Source organism: Vibrio sp. E14 (assembly GCF_020515785.1).
GTDB lineage: Bacteria > Pseudomonadota > Gammaproteobacteria > Enterobacterales > Vibrionaceae > Vibrio > Vibrio diabolicus.
Window position 1 is genome coordinate 368,602 of sequence record NZ_JAHPJI010000004.1, and the last position, 11,337, is coordinate 379,938.

Genomic DNA, 11,337 nt, shown 5'->3' on the forward strand with positions numbered 1-11,337 from the left:
TTGGACATTGTAGCAAGCAATGGTACTTTTCTTTACTCCCGAGAGTAGATGCAGCTATGTTTATATTATATCTGACTATTCCCTGGTGGTTTTTTAGCTGGAGAGCCTAATGTATAAGGACTTTTTTGGGTTTGTAGAACAACCATTTTCGATTGTTCCAAACTCGCGTTATTTGTATTTAAGCCAACGTCACAAAGAGGCAATCACACATCTCCAAGCCGGGCTAGGCGATGGCGGTGGTTTTGCTATGCTTACTGGCGAAGTGGGTACAGGCAAAACGACCGTCGCAAAAGCGATGCTGGCGAATTTAGGTGATAACACCAAAGCGGGTCTGATCCTAAATCCCACGTTTTCGAGTCGAGACTTGCTCGAAGCTATTTGCGATGAATTCAAAATTACTTACCCGCCAGATGCAAACCTCAAACAGCTAAACCAAGTGATTCACAAATACTTGCTGCGTAATTATCGCTCAGGCTGGCAGACATTACTGGTCATTGATGAGGCTCAACACCTTGCTGCCGACGTTTTAGAGCAGTTACGTTTGTTGACCAACTTGGAAACCGATACCAGAAAACTGCTCAAAGTGTTGTTGGTCGGACAGCCTGAATTACAGCGGCTATTACAAACGACGCAACTACGCCAGCTCGCTCAGCGCATTACTGGGCGTTATCACTTGTTGCCGTTGGATGAAAAAGAGACAGAAGATTACATCGCGTTTCGATTACATACGGCAGGTGGTGACCAGCAACTGTTTAATCGTGCTTCTTGTAAACTCATTGCCAAATACAGTCACGGCATCCCGCGCTTGATTAATCTTATCTGTGATAAATCTCTCAACATCAGTTATCACCAAGGTAATGTGGTGGTGGATAAGCAAACTGTTCAGCAGGCCTGTGAAGAGGTGATGCAGTTTCAGGCAGATATTTATCAGCAAGATAAAAAAGAGCGCCGTACTTTCCGCTGGCCTGCTTGGGGCTCTGTTACGGTGGGTCTTATTGCGGCATTAGGTACGGGATGGGCGGTCGTTAATTATATGCCAGCTCAAGCCACGTCAGTGTTGGCGCAAGTGACCGCACCAAGAGAGGAGCCAACGCCAATAGTCGTCAACCAACAATTGACAGATGATCAGCGTGACTTATTGTTAGCACAAAAACAGTCGAATCTCGCCGTGAATGATTTGTATCGTTTGTGGGGTTATCAAGCATCGGTTCGCGACAATCTTTGTTTATCAGAACCCCAATCGACCATGCGTTGTGAGCGTAAAATGGCGACCTGGCCGCTGCTGATGCAACAAAATCGCCCTGTAATTTTGGAGTTGAATTATCAAGGTGATGTTGGGTATGTCATTTTGTACGCCGTCGGCAATGACAAAGTCGAAGTGCTCAATGGTAAGCAGCGTCTGCGTCTGCCTATTTCGTGGCTAAAGCCGATGTGGCAAGGCAATATCATTGAACTGTGGCAAGCACCGTTGAAAGAGACATTACGTTTAGACATGGAAGGCCCTGCGATCGAAGTATTAGACCGACTATTAGCAGAAGCGGTAAGTGAGCCACTGCTTGAAACGTCTATTTTTGATGGTGCGATGAAAGAGCGAGTTGAGTTATTCCAACGTTGGCAAGGTATTGGGGTCGACGGCATTGCAGGTAAGCGGACTCTAGATCGTCTTCAACAAAACGTGCAGCCAGATGCGCCTCAATTGGCACGAATCGAGAAGGAGGACGCATAATGTCAGCCATGAAACATATTGGTTTGTTCTTGTTGCCGATCACCGTTGCTGCAATCGGAGTTGCTTGGTATTTAGATCTCCTTACGCCTCATGCTGAAGCTAGTACTTCCGCCCCTAAGGTCAAGATGGAAGCGGAACAACCGTTCAAAGCATTGGACTATCCTGAAACTACTCAGTTGGCGCAATTGCCAAGAGAGTGGCCAAGTGCAGAGCTGTCTCGTGATTTTGGTACGTTTGCAACATCTGATGAATACGTGAGTAATACAGCAAACAAAGACGAGATAGAAACATCTGTATCAACTCAAGGCACTTCAGTAGTTGAAGAGGACCTAGGTTTGTCTCTGGATGATCTTGACTTGTCCTCATTATCTCCTGATTTGGCGCGAAAGGTCGAAAATGCGTTATCCCGAGATGATGCGCCTTCACCACAAACGGTGCGCGTGAACGATTTAGAGCGCAACGCTCACCAATGGCAAGGGCGTTTACCTGCGCTCAATTTGCAAACTCACATGTACGCCAGTGATGAAAATCGCCGCTGGGTGAAAATTAACAATGTTGAATATCATCAAGGAGACGTTGTTGATGGGCAGGTCACATTAAGAGAAATACAACCGCAAGCGGTGATTGTCGAGTTCCAAGGTGAGCAAATTCGTATCCCAGCGTTGTATGAGTGGGAAGGGTAGCCGTTTTTTATAGTAAATCATCAAGCCAGCGAGGTCATGTCGCTGGCTTTTTTGTTTCTCATAAGGTCTTTTTTCATCTATTTGAGTGATGATTTTTAGGGACTCACACAAGCTAAATATAGCTTGTGTGAGTCGTTTAAATTACATCAATATCAGTCATGTATTAGTAGAATGACTCCAGTCAGCGTTGTGTAAAAAAACGCCACATTGACGAACTTCGTCATCACGACCTGGTCCACGTTAGACCCCATGAAATAACAGGAGTCTACACAGAGACACATGCGTATTCTGATTTTTTCTTTAAGTGTTGTTGCGTCGTTAAGTTACGCAGCAAAGCCTACCCCTTTCCCTATAACACCAGATAATAACGGACAAGATTTTATGGTCAGCGCGACCAACCCTTACGTGAGCAGCACTGGTTATTCAATATTGAAAGAGGGCGGGAACGCCGTTGATGCCATGGTCGCGATGCAGATGGTGATGTCTGTGGTTGAACCGGATATGACGGGAATTGGCGGCGGTACTTTCGCGCTGTTTTATCAACATGACAAGCAGAAGTTTTTAGCCCTTGATGGGCGAGATGAAGCGCCGTCTAGCGCTCACCCTGAGATGTTTATTGAAAATGGGAAAGCACTCAGCCGCGATGAAATTTTGGGGCCTCGCTCCGTTGCAGTGCCGGGCACCTTACGTCTGCTTTATTCCACTCATGAGCAATACGGCAAATTACCATGGTCTGAGTTGGTTCAACCTGCGATTAAGCTCGCGCGTGATGGGTACGCGATGAACAGCTATACCTATGATATCGTCGTGCGAGAGCAATCCCGTTTGGCTCGCGATCCAGAAATTAAAGCCTTGTATTGGCAAGATGATGAAGTGAAGCCAACAGGGACGTTAATGAAGAACCCTAAAATGGCTGAGACGCTAGAGAAAATAGCCCAGCAAGGCGATCGCTATTTGTATGGTGGTGCACTTGGTCAACATATTGTTGATACGGTGAATCGTCGTATTAACGATCAGCATGAGAAATTGTCGTTAGAGGACTTTAAAAACTATCAGGTGAAATCTCGCGATATTATTGAAAGCGATTATCGGGGCAGCAAAATCGTTTCGTTTGGTTACCCGGCCTCTGGTGGTGTGATGGTCGCTCAAAGTCTGAAACTGCTGGAGCCGTACGATATATCTCAGATGGCACTAACTGATGTAGAGCCTTGGCGTTTAATGACCGAGGCGATGCGCTTAGCAAAAGCTGATCGTATTGCGTATGCCGGAGATCCGGATTATGTGGAAGCACCAGTTGAACAATTGTTATCTAAAACCTATTTGGACCAGAGACGTGATTTAATCCCTGATAATGGCACCTCGAAAGAGAATCCAAAAGCAGGACAGATAACGCAAACTCAGTATGCGCAATATCAAGGCTTCGAGAGCAAAGATACAGGGCATATTTCTATCGTCGATAGAGATGGAAATGCAATAGCGATGACTAGTACGGTAGGAACGGGTATGGGCTCGGGTGTGATGGTCGATGGCGTTATCTTGAATGCACAAATGGCAAACTTTTCACCTCAACCAACGCTTAACGGTAAGCCTACTCAAAACTCGATTGAAGCGGGTAAGCGTCCACGCTCAGCCATTACGCCATTAATGGTGATGGACAGTGATGATAACTTGCGTTTGGTTGTCGGTTCACCAGGAAGTTCGCAAATCCCGGGGTATGTACTCAAAACCGTGGTTGGGGTACTGGATTGGAAGTTATCAGCGCAAGACGCCATTGACCTACCAAATATCCAGTACGGCACCAAGATAGACCGCACTAAGCCGTATGACCCAACAGGGTTGCTAGTGGAGAAGAAAACCTTCGCAGAAATGTTGGTGCCGGAGTTCATGGAGCTTGGCTACCCAGTACACGTTATTCCAGTGGTAAGTGGTTTGAATGCAATTGAGCTAAAAGATGGCAAGCTTTATGGCGCAACGGATCGTCGTCGAGCGTCTAGTTCAATGGGTGAGTAGTGCAGATTTCCGTAAAACTAAGCAAACAAAAAAGCCAGTCGAATATCGACTGGCTTTTGCATTCTTTTTATAGAAAGGACTTATGCCCAACCCGCAGGTGAACGTTTTCTACGAGGCATGACATGCGGAAGAATCAAACCAAATAGCAAACCTAAACCTGCAACACCGCCGCCATAAGTGAAGTACTTAAGCAGCATGTCGTCTTTTTGTGTATCCAGTTTAGCGCGCAGCTCGCGGTTTTCTGTCTCAACAGAAGTAAGCTGGTCGCTGATCTCAGAGTATTTATTCTCAAGATCGGAAATTTGTTGGTTACGCGTTTCTAGAGAGGTAACAAGGCCGGCTTTCTCTGCATCAGAAGTTTTACGAGCGTTAGCAAGCTGTTCTTTCACTTCTGCTAGCTCTTTCTCAATGCGAGGAAGGCGAATCGCCATGCTTTCTTGGTTTGTCACAAACTTGCTTTGTACCCAACCAGTACGACCGCGGTCATCACGAACTTGCGTATAGCCAGTATCTCGGTTGGTTTTAATCAGTTGTACTTTAGAACCGGCGTTAACACTACCAATAATACGGTAGGTGTTATTTGGACCTGAGTGCATAAAAGTGAAGAGGTCATCAGAAATATAACGGTCTGCTGCTAGGGCCGCTGGCGCTGCTAGCAAAGTAAACAAAACCGTGATGATTAGTTTTTTCACAGTAAATCCCTTAACGATTTTTCTTGGAGACAGCGTTGGCACCGAATGATTGGAGCCGGAAATAGACGAATAGTATGCAGTTTCAAACTTCGGTGCAACAAAGAAGGGAGGCAAAGCCTCCCTTTCTGTGCGTTTGAGTCAATAATGACAAAGCGCTTACATTCTATTGACGAGTGTCTTAAGCGAACATCGCTTGAAGTCCGTAGAAGAATACAACGGCCAATAGTGCACCTGCTGGTAGTGTAACGATCCATGATGCCACGATGTTACGAACCACGCCCAGGTTTAGTGCCGCGATACCACGAGCAAAGCCAACACCGAGAACCGCACCAACCAATGTTTGAGTGGTTGAGATTGGCAGACCAGTACCAGAAGCTAGAACAACAGTACAAGCGGTTGCTAGCTGAGCTGCAAAACCACGGCTAGGAGTTAGCTCAGTGATGCCTGTACCAACGGTTGCCATTACTTTGTGACCCAGTGTAGCAAGACCGACCACGATACCAATACCACCAAGAGGTAGAATCCACCAAGCGATGGTGCTTTTCGTGCTGATTTCGCCCATGTGTTCAACAGTCGATACTACAGCAGACAGTGGACCAATGGCGTTTGCAACGTCGTTTGAACCGTGTGCAAATGCCATTGCACAAGCGGTGATAACCATCAGAACGCTGAAGATACCTTCCACGCCAGAAAAGCTGCGGTCTTCTTCGCGATTAGCGAATTTTTTCTGGATGTATACGTAGCCGCCAACCATCACGAGTGCTGAAACTGCTGCTGCCCACATCCAAGCTTCGCCATTGGTTAGGTGAAGACCAACGTGTTTTAGACCTTTTTTGATAGTTACAAGTGCAATCACCATTGTTGTGATGAACATGTAAACAGGAACAAAACGTTTGGCGTTGAATAACGGGTTCTCAGTATCAAAAATCAGACGTTGTGCGCTGACAAAGATAACGTAAGCAAAGAAACCTGAAATCACTGGTGTAATAATCCAGCTACCAACAATGCCTTGAACGCTGCCCCAGTCAACCGCTTCAGTACCTACTGATACGCATGCAAAACCGATGATTGCACCGATGATTGAGTGAGTCGTAGATACTGGCCAGCCCATGTAAGAGGCAAGAAGTAACCATGTACCCGCAGCCAAAAGAGCAGACATCATACCGTAGACAAGAACGTCAGGTTGACTAGCAAATAAAGAAGTTTCGATTACACCTTTACGGATAGTGTCGGTTACTTCACCGCCTGCAAGGTAAGCACCTGCAAATTCGAAGATCATCGCAATGATGATAGCTTGTTTTACGGTTAGCGCTTTTGAACCTACTGATGTACCCATCGCATTAGCAACGTCGTTCGCGCCAATACCAATCGCCATCATGAAACCAAAAATCGCTGCAACAATAATCAGGACAGTGCCGTAGTTCGCAAGGATATCCATCGTAATACCTAGTTGTTTTATAACAAGCGGAACAAAATTTTACGCGCGCCAAACCATAAGACGATGAAAATAGTCATCGTCCCTATGACACGTGTTTATTATGCTCTTCGTTATGTCGTTAACTTTATGTTTTAAGATCGAGATAGCATGACTTCCAAACGAGCACCTACGCGCTGCGCTTGGTCGGCAATACCACCTACCCATTCAAGAATCTTGTACAAGAACATGACATCGATAGGGTTCATGTCAGACTCAATCGCCATCAACTGTTGACGAAGTTCAATCTGCATAGCATCGGTATCATCTTCGATGACATCTAATTGATGAATCATTTCAGCGACGAGCGTCACTTCACGACCTTTGAAGCCGGTTTCTAGCAATTCATCAAGTTCATTGATTACCTTTTGCGCCTGATCGGCCGCATCAAGACAACGTTGAACGTAAGCGAGGAAGTTTGGTTGGAGAGCCTCAGGAATGACAAGTTGACGACCATATACACGGCCAGCAATGTCTTTTGCCAGGTTTGCAAGTTTGTCCTGCTGAGTCAGAAGCTCAAGCATGTCAGTACGGTCTACTGGCATGAACAAACCGCGAGGCAGTTTTAGACGGATTTCACGTTTCAGCACGTCCGCTTCTTTCTCTAGGTGAGAAATTTGTGCACGGATTTCAGATGCTTTTTCCCAGTCACCCTTTGAAGATACTTCAAAGAATTTCACCAAGTGTGAACAACATTCGTTGACACACACAACGTGGCGTTGCAAAGGCTTAATTGGGGACTTTGCAAATAACCCCATAATTGTATTTACTGGCATGGTCATTCAACCTAATAACTATAACCTTAAAAAAACATACACCATTTCTGAGTGCTTGGCGAAATGTTGAACGATGGCTATAAAGGCGCGCATGGTAACGCATTAAATCGCTCATTAAAACTGTTTTAGATCATCATTCCGGCGATATTTCTCTCTTGCCGTGCGAGAAATTACGCAATATCCTGTTTCTATCTGCTTTGAAAGGTATAGCTATGGAAACCGAAATAGAACTGAAGTTTTTTGTTTCTCCTGAATTTTCAGAAACTTTAAAAGAAAAAATTTCTGAGACAAAAGTACTTCAGCATAGTTGTCGTGACTTGGGTAACACCTACTTTGATACCGCCGATAAATGGCTGAGAAAGCACGACATTGGTTTAAGAATTCGCCGTTTTGATGATGTATTCGTCCAAACCGTAAAGACAGCAGGACGCGTCGTCGCAGGCTTACATCAAAGACCAGAATACAATGCTGAGCACACTAGCGACGAGCCTAACCTGTCGCTTCATCCTGTAGACATTTGGCCGCCAGGTAAAGATGCAGCAACACTGCAATCTGAGCTTATGCCGTTATTCTCGACCAACTTCACACGTGAACAGTGGCTGATTGGCATGCCAGATGGTAGCCAAATAGAAGTGGCGTTTGACCAAGGTATGGTCGTAGCCAAAGGTGAAGATGGGGAAGAGAAACAAGAACCGATTTGCGAAGTTGAACTGGAACTTAAATCGGGCCAAACCGATGCCCTATTTACACTAGCACGTAGCTTTTGCGAGCAAGGTGGCATGCGTTTGGGTAACTTGAGTAAGGCGGCGAAAGGCTATCGACTTGCAAGTGGCTATGCAGGTGATGAAGTAAAATCGTTGGCGCTTGTGGACAGTAGCCCGACGGATACCGTTGAATACTGCTTGATCAACTCTTTAGAACACGCCCTATCTCACTGGCATTATCACGAGCAAATTTATGCTGAGCGTGACAATGTGGAAGCGCTACGTGAAATCAGCAATGCCATTCGTTTTATTCGTCAAACATTGACCATTTTTGGTGGTGTTGTCCCTCGTCGTGCTAGCGCTATCCTGCGCCAAGAGCTCAAATGGTTGGAAGAAGAGCTGAGTTGGTTGGATGAGCACGCGCATCTTGAAGAACTTTTGGATGACAAAGGCAATGTGCTGCGTAAGTTGGATGCGCGTAAGTTCTTAGTATCTGAGTTGACTCAGCAGTTACAAGAGCTGCCAAGCCGTGAAGAAGTGCTAGGGTTGCTCAATTCCGCGCGTTACACCGGGTTATTGCTGGATCTTAGTCGCTGGATCTTAGCGCGTGGCTGGCAGCCGTTTCTTGATGAAAAAGCGCGCGAAAAAATGGCAAGTAATATCATGCCGTTTTCAGTCACTCAGCTCGATCGCACTTGGGCAGAACTAATGGAAGCTTTCCCAGCAGAGCGCGACCTGACGGCGCAAGAGTACGTTGATCAGCGCTATCGCTTGCTGCGTAACCTCTATACCGGTATTGGTTTCGCGAGTCTATATAACTCGGATGAGCGTAACAGCTTCCGTTTGCCATGGGCGGATCTGGTGCATGGTATTGATGATCTGCTAATGCTGAACCACTTACTTCCGTTGGTTGATATGTTGGAAGACGCAGAAAAAGAGCAGTTAGAACGCTGGTTGCACCGTCAAGAGCGTTCAATTTTGCATGCAATGGATCAAACCCGAGCGATCAGTGTGGAAGTTCAGCCTTATTGGCGTGAATGATCACCTTGACTACCTGTACAAAAAATAGGACCGCATGGTCCTATTTTTTTGTCTTTGTTTTGCTTTGTTGCAGCTCTTGTTCTATGAAGTCGAGTCGTTCTAGTATTTGCGCTTGTTGGCTTAGGAGCTGCTCGAGCATACGTTCTTTATTGATTGAGCTGTGCGTCTGTTGTTTCGTCGGGGCGGTAAGAATAGAGGTGATAAGACCCGAAATCATACCAAAGATCCCCACGCCACAAACAATGATGATGACGGCTAAAAACTTTCCTATTGATGTCACCGGATAATGATCGCCGTAACCAACGGTTGAGATCGTTACGAATACCCACCACAAAGCATCGGCGCCAGTGCGAATATTCGCTTCTGGGTTTTTCGCTTCGATAAACAGCATTGCACTAGAACCGAGCGTAATGAGGATCACCATCAACAGTAATATTGAGGCGACCGTGGTTTCGCGGCGGTTTTCTTTGAGCTGATGCAAAATGAACTTCGACGAGCGCAGTACTAATACCACTCGAAGAATATGAAAGATACGAGCAAAGCGCAGTGGCTCTATTAATGGGATGCTCGCCACGAAATCTATCCAATGACGTTTAAGAAATAACCACCGATCTGTGGACCGGATCAAATCAATGGTGAGCTGTAATAGAAAAATACTACAGATTATGAAATCCAGACCGATAAGAACTTGACGGGTTTCGTGATCGATCGGGAAAAACAACAAGCCAGAGATCACAAATAGTGCCATAAAAGACAATATTAGTGACAACAGGCCCATCGGTCGTGTGCTGTCTTTGATATCATTGTTTTTCATACGAAGCTCGAAATAAATCGCGTAACCACGCTAAACGCGAACATAACTATAAGTAATATAAAGATTATAGATAAAGACTATATAAGACTCGGTGGAGAACTGACAATGGAAAAGCTGGCATTTAAGCCATGGGAAAGGGTCATATCCGACATTCGACTGGTTCCTAAAATGGTCATGTTGATGGTCTTCAGTACTGTCCTGATAGTGGCAAAACAACTGTGGGACGCGAACACCTTTTACGATTCACTTTTAGCGGCGACACAAAACGCGCAAGTTGCCCAACAGCATTACGAAGCATACTTAACGCAAGTTGCTTGGCAAACCGCCTTATTGATTGTGGTTTTTGTCGTGCTCTTATTAGCGGCGGCTAGAGTGATGCTGCGTCAAACGCAGTATCTGAGCGACGCGATCAAACTGATGGCGAGCAAGAACCTCTCCGTGCCATTTGGTATGGATTGTAAAGATGAATACGGAGACGTGGCACGTGAATTAGAAAAGACACGTCGCCAATTGCACGATGTGATTCAAATGCAAATTAATGCTTCTGATGAGTTATCCACACTCACGGAAGTGATGACGCTGAGCATGTCGGAAACGAAAGAGTCGGCGCAAGAAGAGTTTAACGAAATTGATCAACTTGCGACGGCGATGAGTGAAATGTCGTCGACGGTGCAAACCGTCGCAGAACATGCCCAGACTGCGTCTTCTCTTACAGAGCAAGCTTCCGCACAAGCGATTTCTGGTCAACAGTTCTTGCAAAGTACGATGGCGAAAATGAGTGAACTCTCGTCGGACATCGCTTCATCAGCGCAGGCGGTTAACCAGGTCGAAGAACGTGTTGAATCCATTGGTAGTGTTGTGGGTACGATTCAAGGTATCTCTGAACAAACTAACCTGCTTGCACTGAATGCGGCTATTGAAGCTGCGCGAGCTGGCGAGGCGGGTCGTGGTTTTGCGGTGGTTGCAGATGAAGTTCGTAACCTTGCACAACGTACACAACAAGCGACGGTAGAAATTCAAGAGATGATTGCGCAGCTGCAAACCAGTGCAGAATCTGCTGTAGAACTCATGGAGAAAAGTGTAGTGGAAGCGGCCGATGGAAACGAGCTGGTTTCTAATGCTGGATCTGAGCTCGATGGTATTGTTGGGCAAGTGACGCAAATCAATGACATGAACTTCCAAATCGCGACGGCGTCTGGTCAGCAAAGCAGTGTTGCAGAAGAGATGAGTCAAAACCTCACCAATGTACGTGAGCTGGTAGAAGCCTCGGTTGTGGTTGTGACAGAGCTGCTAGAAACTTCTGAAATGATGCAAAATAATGCTGGCGAGTTAGACAAGAAGATCAAATCTTTCCAAGTTTAATATTCGAGCCCGAACTTTTGATAAAACGCCCACAAACCTTTTGTGGGCGTTTTTA

The 11,337-nt window shown here is 45.9% G+C and carries 9 protein-coding genes; 5 read left to right on the plus strand and 4 right to left on the minus strand.

The window, feature by feature from the left end:
• Window positions 1-109 precede the first annotated feature (109 nt).
• The 3 genes from LIX84_RS13900 to ggt all read left to right on the plus strand — a co-directional run bounded on the left by LIX84_RS13900 (window position 110) and on the right by ggt (window position 4,419).
• Window positions 110-1,726, plus strand: a complete 1,617-nt coding sequence (locus LIX84_RS13900) for an ExeA family protein (protein WP_005395952.1) — start codon at window positions 110-112, stop codon at window positions 1,724-1,726.
• The gene (locus LIX84_RS13905; RefSeq protein ID WP_226421546.1) at window positions 1,726-2,409 is read left to right on the plus strand and encodes a general secretion pathway protein GspB; all 684 of its coding nucleotides are present in this window, start codon (window positions 1,726-1,728) and stop codon (window positions 2,407-2,409) included. The genes LIX84_RS13900 and LIX84_RS13905 overlap by 1 nt, the downstream gene beginning before the upstream one ends.
• A gap of 279 nt (window positions 2,410-2,688) precedes the next feature.
• A complete protein-coding gene (gene ggt, locus LIX84_RS13910; protein ID WP_226421547.1) occupies window positions 2,689-4,419 on the plus strand; it encodes a gamma-glutamyltransferase in 1,731 nt (576 codons plus the stop codon).
• Window positions 4,420-4,499: 80 nt separating this feature from the next.
• Here the strand turns inward: ggt and LIX84_RS13915 are convergent, their stop codons facing one another.
• The 3 genes from LIX84_RS13915 to LIX84_RS13925 all read right to left on the minus strand — a co-directional run bounded on the left by LIX84_RS13915 (window position 4,500) and on the right by LIX84_RS13925 (window position 7,361).
• The gene (locus tag LIX84_RS13915; protein WP_031780509.1) at window positions 4,500-5,111 is read right to left on the minus strand and encodes a TIGR04211 family SH3 domain-containing protein; all 612 of its coding nucleotides are present in this window, start codon (window positions 5,109-5,111) and stop codon (window positions 4,500-4,502) included.
• A gap of 178 nt (window positions 5,112-5,289) precedes the next feature.
• Window positions 5,290-6,549, minus strand: coding sequence for an inorganic phosphate transporter (locus LIX84_RS13920; RefSeq protein ID WP_005395948.1), 1,260 nt, complete (start codon window positions 6,547-6,549; stop codon window positions 5,290-5,292).
• 131 nt (window positions 6,550-6,680) lie between these two features.
• The gene (locus tag LIX84_RS13925) at window positions 6,681-7,361 is read right to left on the minus strand and encodes a TIGR00153 family protein (protein ID WP_031780508.1); all 681 of its coding nucleotides are present in this window, start codon (window positions 7,359-7,361) and stop codon (window positions 6,681-6,683) included.
• Between the two features lie 212 nt (window positions 7,362-7,573).
• On the opposite strand from LIX84_RS13925, the gene LIX84_RS13930 reads away from it, so the two are divergent.
• A complete protein-coding gene (locus LIX84_RS13930; protein ID WP_005395946.1) occupies window positions 7,574-9,106 on the plus strand; it encodes a CYTH and CHAD domain-containing protein in 1,533 nt (510 codons plus the stop codon).
• A 40-nt stretch (window positions 9,107-9,146) separates the two neighbouring features.
• Here the strand turns inward: LIX84_RS13930 and LIX84_RS13935 are convergent, their stop codons facing one another.
• Window positions 9,147-9,920 (minus strand): potassium channel family protein, encoded by a 774-nt coding sequence (locus LIX84_RS13935; protein ID WP_104974514.1) that lies wholly within the window; start codon window positions 9,918-9,920, stop codon window positions 9,147-9,149.
• Between the two features lie 105 nt (window positions 9,921-10,025).
• On the opposite strand from LIX84_RS13935, the gene LIX84_RS13940 reads away from it, so the two are divergent.
• Complete coding sequence (locus tag LIX84_RS13940) at window positions 10,026-11,282, plus strand: methyl-accepting chemotaxis protein (protein WP_005395942.1); 1,257 nt, start codon at window positions 10,026-10,028, stop codon at window positions 11,280-11,282.
• The last annotated feature ends 55 nt before the right edge of the window (window positions 11,283-11,337 follow it).

Coding starts and splice junctions, on each gene's coding strand:
- LIX84_RS13900 (WP_005395952.1), top strand. CDS start 110: ATGTATAAGGACTTTTTTGGGTTTGTAGAACAACCATTTTCGATTGTT.
- LIX84_RS13905 (WP_226421546.1), top strand. CDS start 1,726: ATGTCAGCCATGAAACATATTGGTTTGTTCTTGTTGCCGATCACCGTT.
- ggt (WP_226421547.1), top strand. CDS start 2,689: ATGCGTATTCTGATTTTTTCTTTAAGTGTTGTTGCGTCGTTAAGTTAC.
- LIX84_RS13920 (WP_005395948.1), bottom strand. CDS start 6,549: ATGGATATCCTTGCGAACTACGGCACTGTCCTGATTATTGTTGCAGCG.
- LIX84_RS13925 (WP_031780508.1), bottom strand. CDS start 7,361: ATGCCAGTAAATACAATTATGGGGTTATTTGCAAAGTCCCCAATTAAG.
- LIX84_RS13930 (WP_005395946.1), top strand. CDS start 7,574: ATGGAAACCGAAATAGAACTGAAGTTTTTTGTTTCTCCTGAATTTTCA.
- LIX84_RS13935 (WP_104974514.1), bottom strand. CDS start 9,920: ATGAAAAACAATGATATCAAAGACAGCACACGACCGATGGGCCTGTTG.
- LIX84_RS13940 (WP_005395942.1), top strand. CDS start 10,026: ATGGAAAAGCTGGCATTTAAGCCATGGGAAAGGGTCATATCCGACATT.